The 21,102-nt window shown below is 65.3% G+C and carries 22 protein-coding genes; 16 read left to right on the top strand and 6 right to left on the bottom strand.

Annotated elements, in window-relative coordinates; all coding sequences use genetic code 11:
- Positions 1-861: a helix-turn-helix domain-containing protein gene (locus tag GKC28_RS17500; RefSeq protein ID WP_174148284.1), complete on the top strand. Its 861-nt coding sequence runs from the start codon at positions 1-3 to the stop codon at positions 859-861.
- Between the two features lie 129 nt (positions 862-990).
- Here the strand turns inward: GKC28_RS17500 and GKC28_RS17495 are convergent, their stop codons facing one another.
- The 3 genes from GKC28_RS17495 to GKC28_RS17485 all read right to left on the bottom strand — a co-directional run bounded on the left by GKC28_RS17495 (position 991) and on the right by GKC28_RS17485 (position 4,246).
- Positions 991-1,749 (bottom strand): SDR family oxidoreductase, encoded by a 759-nt coding sequence (locus GKC28_RS17495; protein WP_174148283.1) that lies wholly within the window; start codon positions 1,747-1,749, stop codon positions 991-993.
- Positions 1,746-3,221, bottom strand: a complete 1,476-nt coding sequence (locus tag GKC28_RS17490; RefSeq protein ID WP_174148309.1) for a carnitine 3-dehydrogenase — start codon at positions 3,219-3,221, stop codon at positions 1,746-1,748. Before GKC28_RS17490 ends, GKC28_RS17495 begins: the two co-directional genes overlap by 4 nt.
- A 107-nt stretch (positions 3,222-3,328) precedes the next feature.
- Positions 3,329-4,246: a 3-keto-5-aminohexanoate cleavage protein gene (locus GKC28_RS17485; RefSeq protein WP_174148282.1), complete on the bottom strand. Its 918-nt coding sequence runs from the start codon at positions 4,244-4,246 to the stop codon at positions 3,329-3,331.
- Between the two features lie 133 nt (positions 4,247-4,379).
- Here GKC28_RS17485 and GKC28_RS17480 point away from each other — a divergent pair, with 133 nt between their 5' ends.
- Positions 4,380-5,363, top strand: coding sequence for a GlxA family transcriptional regulator (locus tag GKC28_RS17480; RefSeq protein ID WP_174148281.1), 984 nt, complete (start codon positions 4,380-4,382; stop codon positions 5,361-5,363).
- A gap of 213 nt (positions 5,364-5,576) precedes the next feature.
- Here GKC28_RS17480 and GKC28_RS17475 read toward each other — a convergent pair whose 3' ends face one another.
- A complete protein-coding gene (locus GKC28_RS17475) occupies positions 5,577-6,620 on the bottom strand; it encodes an aldo/keto reductase (RefSeq protein WP_174148280.1) in 1,044 nt (347 codons plus the stop codon).
- A 174-nt stretch (positions 6,621-6,794) separates the two neighbouring features.
- Between GKC28_RS17475 and GKC28_RS17470 the strand changes: the two genes are divergently transcribed.
- The 5 genes from GKC28_RS17470 to GKC28_RS17450 all read left to right on the top strand — a co-directional run bounded on the left by GKC28_RS17470 (position 6,795) and on the right by GKC28_RS17450 (position 10,632).
- Positions 6,795-7,208: a rhodanese-like domain-containing protein gene (locus GKC28_RS17470; protein ID WP_174148279.1), complete on the top strand. Its 414-nt coding sequence runs from the start codon at positions 6,795-6,797 to the stop codon at positions 7,206-7,208.
- A 74-nt stretch (positions 7,209-7,282) separates the two neighbouring features.
- Positions 7,283-7,684 (top strand): rhodanese-like domain-containing protein, encoded by a 402-nt coding sequence (locus tag GKC28_RS17465; protein ID WP_174148278.1) that lies wholly within the window; start codon positions 7,283-7,285, stop codon positions 7,682-7,684.
- 84 nt (positions 7,685-7,768) lie between these two features.
- Entirely contained in the window at positions 7,769-8,506 is a 738-nt protein-coding gene (locus GKC28_RS17460) for an ImuA family protein (protein ID WP_254604290.1), read from the top strand.
- A 191-nt stretch (positions 8,507-8,697) separates the two neighbouring features.
- The gene (locus tag GKC28_RS17455) at positions 8,698-9,303 is read left to right on the top strand and encodes a YceI family protein (RefSeq protein WP_368041141.1); all 606 of its coding nucleotides are present in this window, start codon (positions 8,698-8,700) and stop codon (positions 9,301-9,303) included.
- Positions 9,304-9,411: 108 nt separating this feature from the next.
- Positions 9,412-10,632 carry an MFS transporter gene (locus GKC28_RS17450; RefSeq protein WP_174148277.1) on the top strand — a complete coding sequence of 407 codons (1,221 nt, stop codon included), beginning with the start codon at positions 9,412-9,414 and terminating at the stop codon, positions 10,630-10,632.
- A 163-nt stretch (positions 10,633-10,795) separates the two neighbouring features.
- Here the strand turns inward: GKC28_RS17450 and GKC28_RS17445 are convergent, their stop codons facing one another.
- Both GKC28_RS17445 and GKC28_RS17440 read right to left on the bottom strand, forming a co-directional pair.
- Positions 10,796-12,556, bottom strand: coding sequence for a flotillin family protein (locus GKC28_RS17445; RefSeq protein ID WP_174148276.1), 1,761 nt, complete (start codon positions 12,554-12,556; stop codon positions 10,796-10,798).
- An 84-nt stretch (positions 12,557-12,640) separates the two neighbouring features.
- Entirely contained in the window at positions 12,641-13,393 is a 753-nt protein-coding gene (locus GKC28_RS17440; RefSeq protein ID WP_174148275.1) for an OB-fold-containig protein, read from the bottom strand.
- A 234-nt stretch (positions 13,394-13,627) separates the two neighbouring features.
- Here GKC28_RS17440 and metG point away from each other — a divergent pair, with 234 nt between their 5' ends.
- The 9 genes from metG to GKC28_RS17395 all read left to right on the top strand — a co-directional run bounded on the left by metG (position 13,628) and on the right by GKC28_RS17395 (position 21,094).
- Positions 13,628-15,346: a methionine--tRNA ligase gene (gene metG, locus GKC28_RS17435; protein ID WP_174148274.1), complete on the top strand. Its 1,719-nt coding sequence runs from the start codon at positions 13,628-13,630 to the stop codon at positions 15,344-15,346.
- 204 nt (positions 15,347-15,550) lie between these two features.
- A complete protein-coding gene (locus GKC28_RS17430; protein ID WP_174148273.1) occupies positions 15,551-15,718 on the top strand; it encodes a hypothetical protein in 168 nt (55 codons plus the stop codon).
- On the top strand, positions 15,715-15,885 hold the full coding sequence (gene hemP, locus GKC28_RS17425; protein WP_019297511.1) for a hemin uptake protein HemP: 171 nt from the start codon (positions 15,715-15,717) through the stop codon (positions 15,883-15,885). The genes GKC28_RS17430 and hemP overlap by 4 nt, the downstream gene beginning before the upstream one ends.
- A complete protein-coding gene (locus tag GKC28_RS17420) occupies positions 15,882-16,361 on the top strand; it encodes a hypothetical protein (protein WP_174148272.1) in 480 nt (159 codons plus the stop codon). Before hemP ends, GKC28_RS17420 begins: the two co-directional genes overlap by 4 nt.
- Before the next feature lie 28 nt (positions 16,362-16,389).
- Entirely contained in the window at positions 16,390-17,658 is a 1,269-nt protein-coding gene (locus tag GKC28_RS17415) for an imelysin family protein (RefSeq protein WP_174148271.1), read from the top strand.
- Positions 17,659-17,850: 192 nt separating this feature from the next.
- Positions 17,851-18,144 (top strand): bacterioferritin-associated ferredoxin, encoded by a 294-nt coding sequence (locus GKC28_RS17410; protein ID WP_174148270.1) that lies wholly within the window; start codon positions 17,851-17,853, stop codon positions 18,142-18,144.
- Complete coding sequence (gene bfr, locus GKC28_RS17405; protein ID WP_174148269.1) at positions 18,092-18,580, top strand: bacterioferritin; 489 nt, start codon at positions 18,092-18,094, stop codon at positions 18,578-18,580. The genes GKC28_RS17410 and bfr overlap by 53 nt, the downstream gene beginning before the upstream one ends.
- Complete coding sequence (locus tag GKC28_RS17400; RefSeq protein ID WP_174148268.1) at positions 18,537-20,099, top strand: di-heme oxidoredictase family protein; 1,563 nt, start codon at positions 18,537-18,539, stop codon at positions 20,097-20,099. The genes bfr and GKC28_RS17400 overlap by 44 nt, the downstream gene beginning before the upstream one ends.
- On the top strand, positions 20,099-21,094 hold the full coding sequence (locus GKC28_RS17395) for an imelysin family protein (protein WP_174148267.1): 996 nt from the start codon (positions 20,099-20,101) through the stop codon (positions 21,092-21,094). Before GKC28_RS17400 ends, GKC28_RS17395 begins: the two co-directional genes overlap by 1 nt.
- Positions 21,095-21,102: the final 8 nt, after the last annotated feature.

The raw sequence follows: 21,102 nt of genomic DNA, 5'->3' as shown, positions 1-21,102 counted from the left end.
ATGATAGAAAATATCGACAAACGGGTGCGGGCAGAGCAGTTCCGGCAAAGATTGAACCGGGCGCTGCGCGACAGCGGCCTCAGCCAAAGCGCCCTGGCCCGCGCTGTCGGCGTCGACCGCTCCACCATCTCGCAGCTCCTGACGGATGAGGGCGCCCGGCTGCCGAACGCCCATGTGGTCGGCGCTTGCGCCGGCGCGCTGGGGGTGTCCGCCGACTGGCTCCTCAGCCTCTCCGACCGGCCCGAAAGCGCCGCCGAACTGCTGGCCTCCAGCCTCACCCTCACGGAGGCCCCCCGCGCGCTGGTCGATGAACGGATCTTCGACTGGCACCAGGAGGCCGAGGGCTACAAGATCCGCCACGTGCCAGCCGCCCTGCCCGACATGCTGAAAACCCGGGCGCTGCTGGAATGGGAGTACTCCCCCCATCTGGGCCGCACTGCCGGCCAGGCCATCGGCGCGTCGGAGGACCGCCTGACCTGGATGCGCCAGTCGCCGTCCGATTACGAAATCGCCCTGCCGCTTTATGAGCTCGACAGCTTTGCCCATGCGGTTGGCTATTACGAAGGCCTGCCGCTGGCGATCCGGCTGGAACAGCTTCAGCAGTTCGAACGGCTCTGCGAGCAGCTCTACCCCCGCCTGCGCATCTATCTGTTCGATGCCAAGCGGCTCTACTCCTCACCGATCACCATTTTCGGCCCGCTTCTGTGCGTGTTCTACGCCGGCACCCATTACCTCGCCTTCCGCGACAAGGAGCGGATCGCCACCTTCACCAATCATTTCGACAATCTGGTGCGCGAGGCCGACATCACCGCGCGGCAATTGCCGGGACGGCTGCGGGCTCTGCGGGCGGCGATTTCCTGATACGCCCGGCCAGTGGGCAGATTGTCCACCCTACGCAGCACTTTCACTAGGGGCAGCGCCCGGCCCGAGGGGGCGGGACGGGCGGAACACTTAACCGTTGGGTGGGCGATTCCGCCCACCACCCAGACCTCACACCTTCGGATCCGGGTTCACCGTATGGCCGTCGACGGCAATCACCTGCCCCGACACCAGCCTTGCCGCGTCCGAGCCCAGGAACACTGCCATATTGGCAATGTCGCGGGCCTCGACAAAGCTGCCCATAGAGGTGCCGGAGGCATAGCCCGCATAGACCTCGTCCCGGGTCATCCCCTTGGCCGCCGCTTCACGCTCCAGCACGCCCTCCATCCGCGGGCCTTCGACAGCACCGGGACAGATCGCATTGGCACGGATGCCAAAGGGGCCAAGCTCCATCGCCAGCGTCTTCATCAACCCGATGACGGCCCATTTCGCCGACGCATAGGGCGCCCGGTTCGGATAGCCGTACTGCCCCGCGGTCGAGGACGTCACGATGATCGACCCGGCCTTCGCTGCCTTCATCACCGGCGCCGCGTATTTGGCGGCCAGAAAGCAGCCCTCCAGGTTGACGCTCACACATTTGCGCCAGTCCTCCAGCGCAATATCCTCTATCAGCGCGGTGGGCCCGGCAATGCCTGCATTGGCGCACAGCACGTCCAGCCCGCCCCAGACCTCGGCGATCTCAGCAAACAGCGCCTTCATGCCCGCCTCGTCGGTGGCGTCCACCGCCGTGGCCCGCCAGCCCTCCGGCACGTCTGCCAGCGCCACCGCGCTGACATCCGTGACCCAGACCTGATGGCCGGCGGCGGCAAAGCCCTCGGCCATCGCCCGTCCGATGCCGGACCCGCCGGCGGTGATCAGAACCCGGCTCAACGCGGCGCTCCAATCGCACGGCCCAGCCCCTCCGGCGCCGGCAGCGCCGCATGGGCCTCTGCCAGCTTTACCAGATTGGCCTCGATGTGCGCCGCGGGCGGCGCCGAGCGGCGGGTCGCAAGGTCCACGTGCAGCAGCATATGCTCGCCCGTCGCCAGCAGCCGCTCGCCCGAGTACATCTCATGCCACAGGTGCATCTTCTTGCCCGCGCCCATGATCACCCGGGTTTTCACCTGGATCGGGTCGCCCGCATGCACTTCGTCGATGTGGCGGATGTGGGTCTCAGCGGTGAAGTAGCTGCCGCCATTGGCGATATAGTCCGCATCGCAGCCGATGATCATCATCAGCCGGTCGGTGGACTGGGCAAAGGCATCCAGGTACCGGCTCTCGGTCATGTGGCCGTTGTAGTCGGTCCAATCCAGCGGCACCACGCGGCTCTGGGTCAGCACCGGCCGGCTCAGGTCCTCGAGGCCGTCCATCGAGCGTACCAGACCGGCTTCGCCCTCGCGGTTCAGGTCATGGGCGTTCTGCAGTGCACCGGCGCCCCAGTTGTTGTTGCCCAATGCCCGCATCATGCCGACCAGGTTGTCGTCCCGGTGCCGTTCCAGCTCGCGGATCGAATACTGGCCGGACTGTTCATCCGACTGGCCCGCGATCAAGTCGACCAGCTCATCGGTGAACTCCGGCACATCCATCAGCTTGGTCCAGGGCCAGCTGAGGCAGGGGCCGAACTGCGCCATGAAATGCTTCATGCCCGCCTCGCCGCCGGCCACCCGGTAGGTCTCGAACAGGCCCATCTGCGCCCAGCGGATGCCAAAGCCGTAACGGATCGCGTTGTCGATCTCCTCGGTGGTGGCGATGCCGTCCTTGACCAGCCACAGCGCCTCGCGCCAGACCGCCTCCAGGAAACGATCGGCCACATGGGCGTCGATTTCCTTCTTCAGGTGCAGGGGATACATGCCGATGGCACTGATGATCTCCCTGGCCCGGTCGATGACACCGGCCGGGTTGGCCTCCGTGGTGACCAGCTCCACCAGCGGCAGCAGGTAGACCGGGTTGAACGGATGCGTCACCACGATCTGCCCCGGGTTCTCCCGCCCGTCCTGCAGCTGCGACGGCTTGAAGCCGGAGGTGGAGGAGCCGATCACCGCATCCGGCGCACAATAGGCCTGCAGCTCGGCATAGACCTTCTGCTTCAGGTCCAGCCGCTCCGGCACGCTCTCCTGCACCCATTCGGCGCCGTCCACGGCCTCCGCAATGGTCTCATGGAACGACAGCTGCCCTTCTGCAGGCAGCGCCACATTGCCAAGGCCCGGCAAGGAGCGGCGCGCATTGCCCAGCACCTCGCCGATCTTGCGTTCCGCGTCTGGGTCCGGGTCGAACACCCGCACGTTCCAGCCATTCAGGAGGAACCGCGCGGCCCAGCCGCCGCCGATAACCCCGCCGCCGATGATTGCTGCTGTTTTCATGATCTATCCTTTGAGAACGCTAAACGGTCCTGAATGGGCCGTCCCCGTGCGCCGCCCGCTGCACAGGGGGTGTACAGGGGGGGCACGCATGTCACCCCCCGCATTTCCGCTTACTTCGCCACCGGCGCGCGCTTGGTCAGGCCCAGCTTCTCACGCACTTCCTGCGGCCCGATCACCCGCGCGCCCATGTTCGACACGATGGTATTGGCCCGCTCGACCAGCTGCCAGTTTTCCGCCAGCACCCCCTTGTCGAGCCACAGGTTGTCTTCCAGCCCGACCCGCACATTGCCGCCCGCCAGCACCGAGGCCGAGGCATAGGCCATCTGGTTGCGGCCCAGGGAGAACGCCGAGAAGGTCCAGTCGTCCGGCACGTTGTTGACCATCGCCATGAAGGTGTTGAGATCATCCGGCGCGCCCCACGGCACCCCCATGCACAGCTGCACCAGCGCGTTCGGCTCCAGGATTCCCTCTTTTACCAGTTGCTTGGCAAACCACAGATGGCCGGTGTCGAAGGCCTCGATCTCCGGCTTCACGCCCAGGTCGGTCATCATCTGCCCCATCGCCCGCAGCATGCCGGGCGTGTTGGTCATCACGTAATCGGCCTCGGCAAAGTTCATGGTGCCGCAATCGAGGGTGCAGATCTCGGGCAGGCATTCCGCCACATGCGCCACCCGCTCGGTAGCCCCCACCATATCGGTGCCCGCTTCTTTCAGCGGCAGCGGGTTTTCGGTGTCGCCGAACACCATGTCGCCGCCCATGCCCGCGGTCAGGTTCAGCACCACATCCACCTCCGCGTCGCGGATCCGGTCGGTCACCTCGCGGTACAGGTCCAGCCGGCGGCTCGGCACGCCGGTCTCCGGGTCGCGCACATGGCAATGCACGACAGCCGCGCCGGCCTTGGCCGCCGCGATGGCGCTGTCGGCGATTTGCTTGGGCGAGCGCGGCACATGCGGGCTGCGGTCCTGGGTGCCGCCGGAGCCGGTTACGGCACAGGTGATGAAGACTTCCCGGTTCATTTCCAGAGGCATTTTTCTTTTCCCTTCGATGTACAGGGTTTTGCCTCGGGTTATCCCCAGGCTCCTCCCCAGATTCTGATTTGCGCTGACAGCGACTCTGCCGCAGCCTTTTACGGCACAGTTTACACTAGGCGAATCGAAGTTGATGAAATCCGCAAAAAACATCCTGCAGCCCGAAAACCGGCCGCTGAAAACGGCGGTGCTGGTTCTGGACGAATGCAACACGCTGTCCTTTGCGGCCGCGGTCGACCCCATGCGCGCCGCCAACCGGCTGGCCGGGCGGGCGGCGTTCGACTGGGACTACGTCAGTGCGACGGCAGAGCCGCCGATGCTGACCAGCGGCCTCACCGTGCCCAGTTTCCCGCTGGCCCGGCTGCAGGGCTGCGAGCTGCTGATCGTCGTCGCAGGCTTCCAGCTTGCGCGCCATGCCACCCCCAGCCTGCTGGCAGGCCTGCGCCGCATCGCGGCCACCGGCGCCACGATTGCCGGCATCGACGGCGGCCCCTGGCTGATGGCCGAGGCCGGGCTTCTGGACGGCCATCCCGCCACCACCCATTGGGAAGACCTGGAGAACTTCTCCGCCCGTTTCCCGGATGTGGATGCCCGCAATGACCGCTTCACCGTGTCCGACGCCCGCCTCACCTCCGGCGGCGCCACCCCGGCGATCGAAATGATGCTGCACATCATCGGCGCCCGCCACGGCGCTGGCTTCGCCTCCCGCGTGGCCGGGCTGTTCCTGTTCGACGGGCCCGCCGCCCTGCCGCGCCCGCAAAGCCGTCTTGGCGGCCGCGCCCACAGTGCGCTGACCGCCAAGGCCAACGCGCTGATGGAGGCCTCGCTGGATGAGCCGCTGCCGCTGGCGCAGATCGCCGAGACCCTCGGCACCAGCCCGCGCAGCCTGCAGCAGCAGTTCCGGCTCAAGCTCAACACCACGCCGCAGGACCACTACTTGCAGCTGCGCCTGGCCGAGGCCCGCCGCCTGGTCACCGATACCGCGATGCCGCTGATGGAGGTGGCACTGGCCACCGGCTTCACCTCGCAGTCGAGCTTTGCCCGCGCCTTCCGCACCGCGCACGGTACCTCTGCCCGCGACCTGCGCCAGGTGCAGGCCCGCCCAACGGCGCACTAAATCCCTGCGGGTCAAGGGCCGCAGAGCGGCGGTGCGCAGCGCCGTTCACCCTTGACGCGCAATCCATGAATACACTGGCAAAGGCGCTCAGGGGCAGACCTGCCCCTGAGCGCTTCTCAGCTATATTTCCGCGCTGCGCAGCAGCGCCCGGCCCAACCGGACAAGGGCAGGCCCATGCCCGCAGGACGGGCGGGAGCCCCTGCCCCATTCATCTCAATACGGCATCGGATGCGCCCGGTGCGCAGCATTGATCTCGTCCAGCACCTGCTGGCTCAGCTCCAGCTCCACCGCCTTGAGCAGATGCTCCAGCTGCGGCGGATGGGTGGCGCCGAAAATCGCCGTAGCCAGGAACGGCCGGGTCCGGCACCAGGCCAGTGCCATATGCACCGGGTCCAGTCCGTGCCGCTTGGCAATCTCCAGATAGGCCGCCACCGCATCATAGACCCGCGGGCTGTGGCGCCCGCCCAGCTCCGGATTGATGGCCTTGCGTGAGCCTTCCGGCACCGCCCCGTCCTGGTATTTCCCGGTCAGCAAGCCGGTGCCCAGTGGCGAAAACGCCATCAGACCGACATCCTCATTCACACTCAGCTCCGCCAGGTCGGTGTCAAACATCCGGCAGACCAGCGAATATTCGTTCTGGATCGAGGCCACCCGCGGCCAGCCCTTTTCCTCAGCAATCCGCAGCCACTGCGCGGTGCCCCAGGCGCTTTCGTTCGAAAGGCCAAAGGCGCGAATGGTGCCGCGCTCCACCTCGCGCTGCAGCGCCTCCAGGCAGTCTTCCATATTGGCCAGCGTCTCCCCGCGGTTCTGGCCGGAGGGGTCATAGGTCCAGTTCTGCCGGAACATGTAGCTGCCCCGGTTCGGCCAGTGGAACTGGTAGAGGTCGATGTAATCCGTCTTCAGCCGCTTCAGCGACGCCTCGATGGTGGGCACGATGGTCTTGGACGAGATCGGCGCCCCGTCGCGCGCATGTTTCATCCCCTCGCCCGAGTGCTTGGTTGCCAGGATGTATTCGCCGCGCCGTCCGGTCCTTGCGTTCCAGCTGCCGATGATGCGCTCGCTGTTGCCCAGCGTCTCAGCACTGACCGGATTCACCGGGTACATCTCGGCGGTATCAACAAAGTTCACGCCAGCCGCCAGCGCCATATCAATCTGCGCATGGGCCTCGTCCTCCGGCGTCTGGGTGCCGAAGGTCATCGTGCCCAGGCACAGTTCGGACACCCTCATGCCGGTGCGGCCCAACGGGTTCATTTTCATCTCGCGCTCCCCTGTTCCGGATTTTGCCGCGACCCTAACCGGCAGGGCGGCAAGTGCAAGCCGCTGCGGCCTGACGGCAGACCGGCGTTAACCATTCAGCGACAACCTGAAAGCGATTCTCTTAAAATGTGATACACTCAAATTTGCCGCAAATTGAAAAACAAGAGGTGGCTTATGACGATTACAGTGTTTGAAAACGGCGGTGGTCCCGCCATTGAAGCTGAAGCGCCTCTGCCGCGGTTGTCGCCTGCAGAAGCACGCAAGGTCCATGTCCGCGGTGGCGCTGTCTTTGTTGACTTGCGCATGACGTGGGAAATGAAAAGAACGGGTCTCATTCCCGGGGCGTTTCCCTGCCCTAATGGCCTTATGGATCTGTGGATTGATCCCGATAGCCCCATCGGCGGCACCGCCGCTGCCAATAGGAAGGTCTTCGTTTTCTGCTGCCGTGATGGCTTGAACGCCTCTCAGGCCGCCCAAAGCGCACAGCACATGGGATTGCGGCAGGTTTTCTTTCTGGATGGCGGGATGGATGCCTGGCTCGCCGGCGGCGGCAGTGTCGCAGCGTTTGATCAGCACCAGGTGCATTGAGCCGCACCCGGCCGCTTGCCCCCGGGCGCAAAACTCTGCAGCCTGTCTCCCGTATCACTCCGGGAGAGCTCAGAATGCCGCAACAGATCACCAAAGGCGTCAAGGCGCTGCTGGCGGAGGCAAACAGCCTTGTCGAAACCATGTCCGTCGAGGACGCCAAGCAGAAAGTGCTGGACGACAGCTACGTCTTCATCGACCTGCGCGACATCCGCGAGCTGCAGCGCAGCGGCATGATTCCCGGCGCGTTTTCCTGCCCGCGCGGGATGCTGGAATTCTGGATCGACCCGGACAGCCCCTACCACAAGCCCGTGTTCAATCAGGACAAGACCTATGTGTTCTACTGCGCCAGCGCCTGGCGCTCTGCCCTCAGCGCCAGGGCGGCGATGGAAATGGGGCTGAAACCGGTTGTGCATCTGGAGGGCGGCTTCACCGAATGGGCCAAGCAGGGCGGCCCGGTGGTCCCGCGCGAGGGCTGAGGCCCGCCGCGCAACGCGGGAAAAGCGCAGCACCGGCCGCCCCGCCCGATTGAGAACATAAAGTGAACATGCTAGTCTGGCAGCATGCCGACTCACCTGCTTGCCCGCCGCCGCCACAAACCCCGCCCGGCGCTGCCCCTGACAGAAGGGATCGCGCTGGAGCAGGCCCGCGTGCATGAGGCCTGCGGCCCCGCCCGCCACAGTTTTGCGCTGTGGCTGGCAGCCGCCGCCCAGGGCCCCGTGCTGTGGCTGTCCCTGCCTCAGGCCGGCAAGCCACTGAACCCGGACGGGATGGCGGACTATGCCAGCCCGGCCCGGTTCCTGTTCGCGCAAGCCGCCCGGGCGGAGGACCTGCTCTGGGCGATGGAGCAGGCCCTGCGCAGCGGCGCGGCGCCGCTGGTGGTGGCGGAACTGGCAGAGCCGCCCGCCATGACCCCGGTGCGGCGGCTGCATCTGGCCGCAGAGGGGGGCGGCCGCTTCGGCCCGGCACCGCTGGGCCTGCTGCTGACCCCCGGCACCGGCGGCGCCCAGGGCATCGAAAGCCGCTGGCACCTGGCCCATGCGCCCGGCCCCGCCAGCAGCCTGCCCGGCAGCAGTCCGGCCGGCCGCGCCCCCGCGGGCAGAGGCTGCTGGATATTGCAGCGCCTGCGCGCCCGCACCCTGCCGCCCCGCAGCTGGCAAATCACCCGGGCCTGCGCAAGCAGGCTGCTGCGGGCTGCCCCGCTGCCGGCCGGCGCGGCCAGCCAGCAGACCGCACGCCCTGCGGCCTCCCGGGCTCTCCCGCAACCGCAGGCCCCGCTGGCTGCGCCAGCACAGCCCTAGCGGCATTGGGCCCGGCACCGGGCAGCGCCCGGTGCCGGGCCCAACAGGCAGGGGCTTTGCCAAAAGCCGCAGCCTGGCGGGAGCGCCTCTCCTTCCCGCGCTTCACGGCGGCACGCGCGAAAGTGAGCGGCCCGCACCGGCAGATCCGGCTACACTTCGCCTGCAGCACACACCGGCAAGGGAAACCGCACGTGGGCACAAACGGAATGCAGCGGCGGAAACTGCTCGCCTGTCTCAGCGCTGTGCTGCTGGCACCGCAGGCGCTGCGTGCGGCGCCCCTGGCATACCAGCTGGTGCCAGAGGCCACCGATGTGCGGTTCATCTTCCTGCTCGGCGGGCAGCCGCAGCAGGGGCGCATTCCAGTCTCCCAGGCCCGCATCCGCATCGACCCGCAGAACCTGCCCCGCAGCCAGGCCGATATCACCCTGGACGCACGCCGCGCCCGCACCGGGCTGATCTTGGCCACCGAAGCGCTGAAAAGCCCCGGTGTCCTCGACACCGCACGCCATCCCCAGATCCGCTTCCGCTCCACCCGTGTCCGGCTCGGGCCGGACGGGCGGATCTCGGGCGGGGCCGCGATCGAGGGAGAGCTCACCCTGCGCGGGACCACCCGCCCGCTCACCCTGCAGGCCGCGCTCTACCGCCGCCCCGGCAGCGCCCCGGATGAGCTCAGCGAACTGGACGTGCACCTGTCAGGCCAGATCAGCCGCGCGGCCTTCGGCGCCACAGGCTATGCGGACCTGGTTGCCGACCGCGTCCGCCTCGCCATCAAGGCCCGCATCCGCCGCGGCAGCTGACCCTTCCGCCAGCCCCGGTGCGGAAAAGCACCGCTCCGCAAAAATACGACACGCCGGTGGCGGAAACCGGCTGGCAATGCCGTGACATCCTGTCATGGTCGCAGCGTTATGCGCCTGATCGTCTCATTTGCCGCCCTGTTCCTTTCCGTCATCCTGCTGCAGCTGTCCACCGGAGGCGTTGGCCCGCTCGATGCCATCTCCGGCCTGACGCTGAACTTTTCCAAGGAGCAGATCGGCCTCTTGGGCTCCGGCCATTTCTTCGGTTTCTTCATCGGCTGCTGGTGGGCGCCGCGGCTGATGGGCAATGTCGGCCATTCCCGCGCCTATGCCGCCTTCACTGCCCTCGGCGCCATCGGGCTTCTTGGGCATACGCTGACCGAAAACCCCTATGCCTGGGCCGCGATGCGGATCGCCTCCGGCCTCTGTGTGGCAGGTTGTTACACGGTGATCGAGGCCTGGCTTAACGCCAAGGTCACCAACGAGACCCGCGGCCGCGCCATGGGCACCTACCGGCTGGCCGACATGGGCGCCTCGCTGACTGCACAGCTGATCATCGCGGTGCTGCCGCCGGCCGCCTATGTATCCTATAACCTGCTGGCGATCCTCTGCTGCGCCGCGCTTCTGCCGCTGACGCTCACCCGGGCCACCCAGCCGGAGACTCCCGACGCGCCGCGGCTGCGCCCCAAGCTGGCCTGGCGCTGCTCGCCTCTGGCGGTGGCGGGTGTCATCGTCTCCGCGCTCAGCTCCGCCTCGTTCCGGATGGTCGGCCCGGTTTACGGCCAGGGGGTCGGGCTGGAGGTCGGCCAGATCGCCTTTTTCCTTGCCTCCTTCGTGCTGGGCGGCGCACTGGCACAATACCCGCTCGGCTGGCTCGCCGACAAATACGACCGCCGCTGGGTGCTGATCTGGCTGTCGGTTGCCGCCATTGTCAGCAGCACCGTCACCATTGCCGCCAGCGGCACCGGCACCTTGGGCGTGATGCTGGCCGCCGGGTTCTTCGGCTTCACCACCTTCCCGATCTTCTCGGTTTCCGCCGCCCATGCCAACGACTTCGCGACCTCCACCGAACGGGTCGAACTGTCGGCGGCGCTGATGTTCTGGTACGCGCTTGGCGCCATCGCCTCGCCCTATGTCTCCTCGGCGCTGATCGACAGCTTTGGCCCGCCTGCCCTGTTTGCCTATGTTGCCTGCGGCCATCTGCTGCTGATCGTCTTCGGCCTGAACCGGATGCGCGCCCGCCCGGTGCCGGAGGAACGCACCAGCTATGTCTATTCGCCGCGCACCTCCTTCACCATCGGGCGGCTGCTGAAACGCTCGCGCGACAGGTAGAACACAGGTCAGCACATCTGACCAAATGTTTCGCGCGCGAAACATTGCGGCAGCATCCATGACCATTTAACAAATTGTTAACAAATAAAATTCAGGCACCATCTCCCTTCTGGGCAATAAGGGCCGGAGAATCCCGGCCCTTTGACATGTCTGTTTCTGCAAGTCAGCTGCCTACAGTGTCACTTTGGACGTCCGCGCGGTCTGCACCGTTCAGCAGCGGCGCATCTGTTCTTTCTGCCTCTTCCGCGGTTTCTGCCGCTTCCGGCTGAACGCCCAGCGCCAGGCTGGCAACGCCGCTGACACCGTTTTCCATCGACAGTCCCAGTTCCTCGCCCAGCTTCTTCAGCGCGGGCATCTGCACCGCCATGCCCATGATCGAATCCAGCGCCTGGTTCACCACCGGCTTCTCCGCGCCTGCACCGGCACCTGCGGCGCTGCAGGGTGCACCGGCACCGATGCCGCTGACCTGGTGGATCTTAATCGAGTCGATCTTCTCTGCCGGCTTCACCATCTCGCTGATGATCGCAGGCATCGCCTCGATCCGGGCCAGGTCGATCTTCATCCGGACCAGCTCACCCGAAAGGGCGTTCTCGGCGTCGACAATCGCCCGCTTGCCTTCCGCCTCGGCCAGCATGTCGTTCTTCTTGGCCTCGGCCCGGATGTTCAAGGCGTCAGCCTCGGCCTGGGCTTCCTCGCGGCGGGCTTCCGCGCGGTCGGCCGCGGCTTCCTTCTCGGCCTGCGCCGACAGGCGGATGCCGGTTGCCTGGCGTTCTGCCTCGCGGGTGGCCTCGATCAGGGTGATCTGCTTCAGACGCTCAGCCTCGGCCACCTGACGGGCGGTTGCCACCGCTTCGGTTGCCTTGGTTGCCTCGGCCCGGGCCATGTCGGCAGACGCCCGTGCGCGGCTTTCCTCCTCGGACTTCTGCGCAATGATGATCTGGCGTTCCTGTTCGGCAACTTCCAGCTCGCGTTCCTTGGCGATCTCCGCCTCGCGGACCGCACGTTCCTTGGCGATCTCAGCGTCGCGGATCTTGGCTTCGCGGGCGATCTCTGCAGCGCGAATGGCTTCCTCACGGGCAATCCGTGCCCGTTCGGTTTCGCGCATCGAGTCCTCGCGCCGCTGGGCGATCTCGGCCTCCTGCGCCGCTTTCATGGTCTCGACCTGCTTGGCCTGCTCAATCTTGGCCTGCTCCTCGTCCTGTTCGATGGCAAGGCGCTGACGCTCTGCCTCCATCGCCGCGCGGCGCACCGCAACTTCGGCCTCGGCATCAATCTGCGCCCGCTCCTTCTTGGAGGTGGCAATCACTTCGGCCAGCTTACGCATACCCACCGCGTTAAAGGCGTTGTTTTCATCCAGCGCCTCAAACGGGGTCTGGTCCAGCGCGGTCAGCGAGACGGATTCCAGCGACAGGCCGTTCTTCAGAAGGTCCTCGGACACGGCATTCTGCACCTCCTGAACGAAGTCGGCACGGTTTTCGTGCAGCCCGTCCATGGTCATCTGCGCCGCCACCGCGCGCAGACCGTCGATCAGCTTGCCCTCAATCATCTCGCGCAGCTGTTCGACATCAAAAGTCCGGTCGCCCAGCGTTTGCGCGGCACGGGCGATGCCCTCGACCGTCGCCATCACCGAGACGTAGAATTCGACACCGACGTCAACCCGCATCCGGTCCTGGGTGATCAGCGCCGCATCGCCGTCGCGCTTCACCTCCAGGCGCAGGGTTTTCATGTTTACGGGGCTCACCTCATGGAGCAGCGGCACTACAATGGTGCCCCCGTCCATGATCACCTTTTTGCCGCCTGCGCCGGTCTTCACCAGGCTGATCTCGCGGGTGGCCCGGCGGTAAAGCCGGCCCAGAACCAGTCCAAAGACCAGAAGAAAGACAAGAGCGCTCACCACGACAATGAGCATGAATTGAAATTCCATGCGGAATACCTCCTTGGAGAAAAAGCCAGAGTTTATCGGTTTCAGTTACCCGGGCAGGCCCGCCCGGCAGGTCATTCGGACAGATCAGTCCGAGAGGGGGATCAGCACGTACCGGTCCTTGCGGCGGTCGCGCATCACCAGCACTTCGGTGCCCTGGGACAGCTCCTCGCCGGACGCAAACGGCTCAGCACGCAGATAGTGAGCGTTGCCGTAGGCATCCATGACGCGCACCTCCGCAGGACGGCCCTGGGCGGCGGTGCCTTGGGTGATCACCCCGCGGCGGCGGCCCAGGCTGCGCTCCGACAGCGCCTCTGTCTCCGTCTGCGGCAGGGCTCTGGCAAAGATCCCGCCAAAGGCGCGCGCGAACCACAGCCCAAAGGCACCCGCCGGCAGCACCGCCATCCAGGCAGGCGCCGACCACCCCAGGTAGGATTTCAGCACCATCTGCAGGCCGATGCCGCTGAGGCCGAAACCCATCAGCAATGCCGCCAGCCAGATCAGCGCCGGCATCCCGCCCAGGCCCAGCCAGGACGCCAGACTGCCCGAAGCGTCTGCGGCCCCGGCATTGCCCGGCGCTTCAGCCCCGTCGATATCCGCGAGATCGATGTCTCCGAGATCACCCAATGCGTCCGCGGCGGCGTCCGCACCCAGATTGCCGACATCGGGAAACTCGCCGATGCCGGCACCATCTGCCGCATCGCCCCCCGCGTCGCCGTCACCGCCGACCAGGCTGCCGCCAAGCAGCAAGGCCGCAAGTTCCAGTACCGCCAGACCGCCCAGCAGGGCGAGTGCAAGGGAGAACGGCGCAAATGCGCCATCAAGCAGAAAGTTGAACACCGATGGAATGCCCCATTAATGTATGCCGTGGTATACAAGCAATATGGTAACGCCCTTGTGAGCTTTCAAGGGTTTAAGATAGAGATACACAACTCCTGAGTGCGTCACCCCGTTTCGCAGATCAAGCCCGAACTATGCGCAGCCCTCTAATTTCTGCTGAATGCTGCAGCCGGGGTTTCCGCCGCCCGCGCCATGCGCTAGACGGGCCTTTGACGTATTACCTGGATGGATGGCATGGCACGCATTCTGATTACTTCGGCGCTTCCCTACATCAACGGGATCAAGCATCTGGGCAACCTGGTGGGCAGCCAGTTGCCGGCAGATCTTTACGCCCGCTACAACCGGGGCCGCGGGAATGAGGTGATGTTCCTGTGCGCCACCGATGAACACGGAACGCCGGCCGAACTGGCTGCCGCCAAAGCGGGCAAGCCAGTGGCGGAGTATTGCGCCGAAATGCACGAGGTGCAGACCGATATCGCGCAGCGCTTCGGCCTTTCGTTCGACCATTACGGCCGTTCCTCCAGCCCGCAGAACCATGCGCTGACCCAGCATTTCGCCGGCAAGCTGGCCGAGGCCGGGCTGATTTCGGAAGTCAGCGAAAAGCAGGTTTACTCCAACGCGGACGGCCGGTTCCTGCCGGACCGCTATATCGAGGGCACATGCCCCAACTGCGGCTATGAGAAGGCGCGCGGCGACCAGTGCGAGGAATGCACCAAGCAGCTGGACCCCACCGACCTGATCAACCCGCGCTCCGCCATCTCCGGCTCCACTGACCTGGAAGTGCGCGAGACCAAGCACCTGTTCCTGCGCCAATCCGCGATGCGCGATCAGCTGGATGCGTGGATCGACACCAAGAAAGACTGGCCGGTGCTGACCACCTCCATCGCCAAGAAATGGCTTCATGACGGCGACGGGCTGCAGGACCGCGGCATCACCCGTGACCTGGACTGGGGCGTGCCGGTCAAGAAGGGCGGCGAGGACTGGCCGGGCATGGAGGGCAAGGTCTTCTATGTCTGGTTCGACGCGCCGATCGAATATATTGCCGCCGCCGGCGAATGGACCGAAAAACACGGCAAGACAGACGCCGACTGGCAGCGCTGGTGGCGCACCGACAAGGGCGCCGAAGACGTGAAATACGTCCAGTTCATGGGCAAGGACAACGTGCCTTTCCACACCCTGTCGTTCCCGGCCACCATCCTTGGCTCGGGCGAGCCGTGGAAGATGGTCGACCACCTGAAGTCCTTCAACTACCTGAACTATGACGGCGGCCAGTTCTCTACCAGCCAGGGCCGCGGCGTCTTCATGGACCAGGCACTGGAGATCCTGCCGGCTGATTACTGGCGCTGGTGGCTGCTGAGCCACGCGCCGGAAAGCTCCGACTCCGAATTCACCTGGGAGAACTTCCAGCAGTCGGTGAACAAGGATCTGGCCGACGTTCTGGGCAACTTCGTCAGCCGCATTACCAAGTTCTGCCGCTCCAAGTTCGGCGAGGAGGTTCCGGCAGGCGGCGAATACGGGCCGCAGGAGTTGGCGCTGATCGACGAGCTCACCACCCGCATCCGCGCCTATGAGGGCCACATGGAGGCAATGGAGGTGCGCAAATCGGCGCAGGAGCTGCGGGCGATCTGGGTGGCCGGCAACGAATACCTGCAGTCCGCGGCGCCCTGGTCGGTGTTCAAGGAAGACCCCGAGCGCGCCGCCGCACAGGTGCGCCTGGGCCTGAACCTGATCCGCCTTTACGCAGTGCTGTCGGCACCGTTCATCCCGCATGCATCGGGAACTCTGATGGCAGCGCTGAACTCAGACGACCGCAGCTGGCCGGAAGACGTGGCCGCCGCTCTGTCTGGCCTGCCCGCGGGCCACGGGTTCACCGTGCCGGAAGTGATGTTCGCCAAGATCACCGACGAACAGCGCGAAGAGTGGCAGGCGCGGTTTTCCGGCACCCGCGCCTGAAACTCCAACTGCCGCCCCAAGCCAAGGCCGTCCCTCGGGGCGGCCTTTTCTTATGCCATCCCCTTGCCGCTGCGCAAAAAATAATTCCGACTAAAAAACTCGGATTGACATAGGTGAGTAAATAAATCAGGTATTGGGCATTCCAGCCAGCCTGACTCGGATCGGGCGAGCCCGAGTGACATTCAATCAACCGAGATCGCCCCCATGCCGACCAGTGCGCGCCGCCCCAGCGGCCCCGAGATCAAGGAACCGGAATCCGAGGACATGCGCCAGCTGTGGCCGCAGGTCTTCGCGCCATCCGGCGCACTGTCCGGTTTTTGTCTGGAATGGCTTCTGGACAGGGCGGAATTCAGCGATGGGCGCACGTCATGAACCAGATTACTTCCAAACCCGTCCCCACTGAGGCAACCGCCGAGGTATTCCCGACCTATCACGCCGAGGACCTGACCCGTGGCGGCACACAGGCCCGCATCCTGTTGAACGGGCAGATTTATTCGCTGCGCATCACCCGCGCGGGCAAGCTGATCCTGACCAAATGAGCGGCACTGCCCCCCATCCCCGCGGCGGCGTGACCGTCGGCACCCTGTCGGAACTGCCGCCGCTGGAGGCCGGCGCGGTGATCTACCTGCGCCACTGGTTCTCCGGCGAGGAGACCCGCGAGCAGATGCGCCGTGACTTCGAGGTGAACTTCGGCCCGGACCTGGCCGAAGCCGCCTTTGAGGCCTTTGGCTACCTGTGCAATTTCTGCGCCGCCCACGGCCGCCGCCCGCTGGTGCGCCACGGCATGACCTGCAAATGCCTGGGTGCGGATGAAAACTGCTTTGCCAACCTGCTGGCCTCTGCCGCGGAAGGCCAGCAGGACGACGCCAATGTGCTTGCTTCGCTGATCGTCACGCCGAGAAAAGCGCCGGAACTGGCACAGCTTGCCTCTGACTGCGGCCTGCTGATGCAGCAGATCATGGGACTGCAGCCGCCTGTGCAGCCGGCCCGTCCGAGCTCCGCCACACTCCATTGACCATATATCGAACCCAAGGATTTAGATGATGAAACCTGTCTTTCTCGCGAGCACTGCCCTCGCCGGTCTCGCCGTTGGCTCCACTGCTGCCCTGGCCGCTGACAAGGCCGCGGTGCTGACCAACTACGCAAATATCGCCGAAGCCAAATACCAGGACAGCCTGGCCACCGCACAGGTGCTGAAGTCCGCTGTCGATGCGCTGGTTGCACACCCGTCGGCGGAAAACCTGGAAGCCGCCCGCGCCGCCTGGATCTCGGCTCGCGTCCCATACCAGCAGTCCGAAGTGTTCCGCTTTGGCAATGCCATCGTCGACGACTGGGAGGGCAAGGTGAACGCCTGGCCGCTGGACGAGGGCTTGATTGACTATGTCGATGCCTCCTATGGCGGCCCGAGCGACGAAAACACCCTGGCGGCGCTGAACGTAATCGCAAATCCCAGTTTTGAGCTGTCAGGCAAGGTCATCGACGCCGCCAAGATCACACCGGAACTGCTGGAAGGCGCCCTGCATGAAGCCGACGGGGCCGAAGCGAACGTGGCCACCGGTTACCACGCCATCGAATTTCTGCTGTGGGGCCAGGACCTGAAGGGCACCGAGCGCGGCGCGGGCGACCGTCCCTGGACCGATTATGCCCAGGGCGACGCCTGCACCGGCGGCAACTGCGACCGCCGCAGCGAGTACCTGCAGGCGGCGACCGATCTGCTGATCTCCGACCTGGAGTGGATCACCGCCCAGTGGGGCGCCGAAGGCGAAGCCCGCACCGCGCTGCTGGCGGATGAGGACGCAGGCATCACCGCCATGCTGACCGGCATGGGCTCGCTGTCTTATGGCGAGCAGGCAGGTGAGCGGATGCGCCTGGGCCTGATGCTGAACGATCCGGAAGAAGAGCACGACTGCTTCTCCGACAACACCCACAACAGCCACTATTACGACGGTCTGGGCGTGCAGAACGTCTATCTGGGCGAATACGTCCGGGTGAACGGCGCGCTGGTGTCCGGCCCGTCGCTGTCCGATCTGGTGGCCGCCAAGGACGCGGATCTGGACGCCGAGATGCGCGGCAAGCTGTCCACCACCATGCTGGCGCTCGGCCGCATTAAGACTGCGGCTGAGGCAGGCCTCTCCTACGACCAGATGCTGGCGCAGGGCAACACAGCCGGCGAGGCGCTGGTGATGGGCGGCGTCAACGGGCTGATTGACCAGACCCGCTCGATCGAGCGTGTGGTCTCTGCCCTGAAGCTGGACGGCGTGGCCATCGAAGGCTCCGACAGCCTCGACAACCCCTCGGCAGTCTTCAATTAAGCCATTCCGGCGAATGGCAACACATCTGAAAAGGGCCGCTATTCCCGCGGCCCTTTTCTGCGTGCAGCGAACACCCGTCAATACCCTAGTGTTTCACTCTGGATCCCCCTTGAATCCTCAGTAATTTTGTCGGATATATTTCCCAACGGAATCACTTGGCCATTTGCGCCACCGGGCTAGGACGCGAGCAGCATGATCGTTTGCCACTGCACACAGATCTCGGACCACGACATCCTCGCAGCCATCGACTGGATGCGAAGCGCCGATCCTGAAACGATAATCACTCCCGGCAAGATCTATCACGCGCTGGGAAAATCCGCCGATTGCGGCGGCTGCATGCCCCTTTTCCTCGACACGATGCGTTCCAGCAGTAAGCTGGAAGTACCTGCGCAGCTTGCGAATTTACGCGCAGGATCAATTCGGGAGGAAAATAATGAAGGGCGACGCCAAGGTTATCGACTATCTCAACAAAGCGCTGCGCCATGAGCTGACGGCCGTCAGCCAGTATTGGCTGCACTACCGGATGCAGGAAGATTGGGGCCTGGGCAGCATGGCCAAGAAAAGCCGCGAGGAAAGCATCGAGGAGATGCAGCACGCGGATAAATTGATTGAAAGGATTTTGTTCCTGGGCGGCCACCCGAACCTGCAAAAGCTTGACCCGCTGCGGATCGGCCAGACGCCCAAAGAAACCCTCGAATGCGACCTTGCCGCCGAAGTGGATGCCCGCGCGCTTTACAAGGAAGCCCGGGACGCCTGCAACAAGGCAGGCGACTACGTCACCCAGAAGCTGTTTGAAGACCTGATGGCGGACGAAGAAGGCCATATCGATTTCCTCGAAACGCAGCTTGAACTGCACGACCGGATCGGTGCCGAAAACTATGCCCAGCACAACGCCACCAAGATGGAAGAGGTTGACGATTAAACTGACTCTGGCTGCCGCGCTTGCGGCGGCCACGCCCCTTGCGGCGCTGGATCTGGCCAGCCGGTACCAGGCAGAGCCGCACCTCTCCCCCCTTCCCCGCACCGATGCAGAACGCGCCCGGATCGGGTTGGTGACAGCCCCCGCCACGGATTTCTCCGCGCCTGAGCCCTATGAAGACCTGCCGGCAGGCGCCGCCACCGTGCGCGCCCGCCTGGATGAAGAGGCGTTTTCCCAGCATTCCGCCAATCTCTCTTTCGAACAGGAGCTGGAATTCAAGCTCGGCAACGGGCTGTTCAAGAAGATCTGGGTGTTTTCGCCCGCCTCTACCAAGGCCTCCGACGGGCTCGGCCCGCTGTATAACGCCCGCTCCTGCCAGCGCTGCCACCTGAAGGATGGCCGCGGCCATGTGCCGGAGCAGCCGGACTATAGTTCGGCAAGCATGTTCCTGCGGATTTCCGTGCCCGGCCCGGTGCCGCCTGAGCTGCAGAACATCAAGGACTACATCGGCACCGCGCCTGACCCGAACTACGGCCACCAGCTGCAGAATTTCTCCGCCCCCGGCCTTGCACCGGAGTACAGGCTGCAGGTGGACTACGAGGAATTCGAGGTCGCCCTGAACGGCGGTGAGACCGCCACCCTGCGGCGCCCCGGCTATACCGCCGCCAGCCTCGGCTACGGCCCGCTGGCAGACGGCGCCATGCTCTCCCCCCGCGTTGCGCCGCCAATGATCGGCCTCGGCCTGCTGGAGGCGATCCCGGCCGCCGATATCCTGGCCCATGCGGATGAGCACGACGCTGACGGCGACGGCATTTCCGGCCGCGCCAATCTGGTGTGGTCGCGGGAGTTCGGCCAAATCATGCCGGGCCGCTTCGGACTGAAGGCCGGCACGCCAACCGTGCATGAGCAATCCGCAGGGGCGTTTTCCGGCGACATCGGCATCTCCACCCCGCTCTTCCCCGCCCATGCAGGTGAGTGCACGGATTTGCAGACTGCCTGCCAGGCCGCCCCGCATGGCGGCGGAGATTCCCGTGAAACCGAGATAGACCAGCCCAATATGGATCTGGTCACCTTTTACAGCCGCAACCTCGGCGTGCCCGCGCGGCGCGACACCGGTGATGTGCAGGTACTGCGCGGCAAGCAGGTGTTCTATGACAGCGGCTGCGCAGCCTGCCACGTGCCGAAATTCGTGACCCACCGGCTGCAAGACCGGCCCGAGCAGAGCTTCCAGCTGACCTGGCCCTACAGCGACCTGCTGCTGCACGACATGGGCGAGGGCCTGGCAGACTACCGCCCTGAAGGCCGCGCGACGGGCCGCGAATGGCGCACGGCACCGCTCTGGGGCATCGGCCTGACGCAGCAGGTTTCGCCCCGCGCCACTTTCCTGCACGACGGCCGCGCCCGCACTCTGCTGGAGGCCATCCTTTGGCACGGCGGCGAGGCGGAGGCCGCAAAGAACAAAGTGACCGGACTGAGGCCGGCGGACCGCGCCGCCCTCATCACCTTCCTGGAGAGCCTTTGATGCGCGCCTTTGCCCTGACCCTCGCCCTCCTTGCCAGCCCCGCCGCGGCTTCCGAGATGTCCAGAAATATTACCGATCAGCTAATCGTCCCTGCGTTTGAGGAACTGGCACTGGACGCCGCAGCCCTGGAGCACGCTGCCAATGAAGATTGCAACCCGCGATCCGAAACCCTCCGCACAGCCTACGGCGAAGCCTTCGACGCCTGGATCGCCGCCAGCCACTACCGCTTCGGACCGACGGAAAAGGACAGCCGCGCCTTTGCGCTGGCTTTCTGGCCCGACACCCGCGGCAAGACTCCCAAGGTGCTTGGCCATCTGATTCAAAGCGAGGACACAGGCATCAGCGACCCGGCGGGTTTCGCCAGCTACTCCATCGCCGCCCGCGGATTTTATGCGCTGGAGTACCTGCTTTACGACCCCAGCCTCTCCAAAGACGGCAACGCGGACTACCGCTGCGCCCTGACCCGCGCCATCAGCAAAGATATCGCAGCCACCGCACAGGCCATTGCCACGGACTGGAAGGAAAACTACGCCGCCGAAATGCGCAAACCCGCCGCCCGCTACCGCAGCGAGCCGGAAATCAACCAGGAACTGCTAAAGGCGCTGGCCACCGGACTGCAGGTGCTGGATGACATGCGCCTGGGCCGCCCACTGGGCACCTTTGACACTCCCCGCCCCAACCGTGCCGAGGCCCGGCGGTCGGGGCGCAGCCTGCGCCATGTGCTGGTGTCGCTGAACGCAATGGAGCCGCTGGCGCTCGCCTTGGCGCACGGCAATGCAGCACTTAAGGCAGACCTCGCCCGCGGGTTTGAAAACGTCCGCCAACGCGCTGAAACACTGGAGGACCCGGTTTTTGCCGGCGTTGCAGTGCCCGCCGCCCGCATCCGGATCGAGGCCCTGCGCCAGCAGGTGAAGGATTTGCGCGCGCTTGCCACTCAACGCCTTGGCCCGGCCCTAGGCGTGGCGGCAGGTTTCAATTCGCTCGACGGCGACTGACGGAAAGG

Origin of the sequence: Leisingera sp. ANG59 (assembly GCF_013317235.1) — a bacterium.
Classification (GTDB): domain Bacteria; phylum Pseudomonadota; class Alphaproteobacteria; order Rhodobacterales; family Rhodobacteraceae; genus Leisingera.
Note: the sequence above shows the minus strand (reverse complement) of the source record. Positions and strands in the feature narration are given on the sequence as shown.

Bases quoted from the DNA above. Each gene is read 5' to 3' on its own strand.
- GKC28_RS17395 (WP_174148267.1), top strand. From the start codon at position 20,099: ATGCGCGCCTTTGCCCTGACCCTCGCCCTCCTTGCCAGCCCCGCCGCG.
- GKC28_RS17415 (WP_174148271.1), top strand. From the start codon at position 16,390: ATGAAACCTGTCTTTCTCGCGAGCACTGCCCTCGCCGGTCTCGCCGTT.
- GKC28_RS17400 (WP_174148268.1), top strand. From the start codon at position 18,537: ATGCCCAGCACAACGCCACCAAGATGGAAGAGGTTGACGATTAAACTG.
- GKC28_RS17420 (WP_174148272.1), top strand. From the start codon at position 15,882: ATGAGCGGCACTGCCCCCCATCCCCGCGGCGGCGTGACCGTCGGCACC.
- metG (WP_174148274.1), top strand. From the start codon at position 13,628: ATGGCACGCATTCTGATTACTTCGGCGCTTCCCTACATCAACGGGATC.
- GKC28_RS17465 (WP_174148278.1), top strand. From the start codon at position 7,283: ATGCCGCAACAGATCACCAAAGGCGTCAAGGCGCTGCTGGCGGAGGCA.
- bfr (WP_174148269.1), top strand. From the start codon at position 18,092: ATGAAGGGCGACGCCAAGGTTATCGACTATCTCAACAAAGCGCTGCGC.
- GKC28_RS17485 (WP_174148282.1), bottom strand. From the start codon at position 4,246: ATGCCTCTGGAAATGAACCGGGAAGTCTTCATCACCTGTGCCGTAACC.
- GKC28_RS17480 (WP_174148281.1), top strand. From the start codon at position 4,380: ATGAAATCCGCAAAAAACATCCTGCAGCCCGAAAACCGGCCGCTGAAA.
- GKC28_RS17460 (WP_254604290.1), top strand. From the start codon at position 7,769: ATGCCGACTCACCTGCTTGCCCGCCGCCGCCACAAACCCCGCCCGGCG.
- GKC28_RS17500 (WP_174148284.1), top strand. From the start codon at position 1: ATGATAGAAAATATCGACAAACGGGTGCGGGCAGAGCAGTTCCGGCAA.
- hemP (WP_019297511.1), top strand. From the start codon at position 15,715: ATGAACCAGATTACTTCCAAACCCGTCCCCACTGAGGCAACCGCCGAG.
- GKC28_RS17470 (WP_174148279.1), top strand. From the start codon at position 6,795: ATGACGATTACAGTGTTTGAAAACGGCGGTGGTCCCGCCATTGAAGCT.
- GKC28_RS17445 (WP_174148276.1), bottom strand. From the start codon at position 12,556: ATGGAATTTCAATTCATGCTCATTGTCGTGGTGAGCGCTCTTGTCTTT.
- GKC28_RS17410 (WP_174148270.1), top strand. From the start codon at position 17,851: ATGATCGTTTGCCACTGCACACAGATCTCGGACCACGACATCCTCGCA.
- GKC28_RS17450 (WP_174148277.1), top strand. From the start codon at position 9,412: ATGCGCCTGATCGTCTCATTTGCCGCCCTGTTCCTTTCCGTCATCCTG.
- GKC28_RS17475 (WP_174148280.1), bottom strand. From the start codon at position 6,620: ATGAAAATGAACCCGTTGGGCCGCACCGGCATGAGGGTGTCCGAACTG.
- GKC28_RS17430 (WP_174148273.1), top strand. From the start codon at position 15,551: ATGCCGACCAGTGCGCGCCGCCCCAGCGGCCCCGAGATCAAGGAACCG.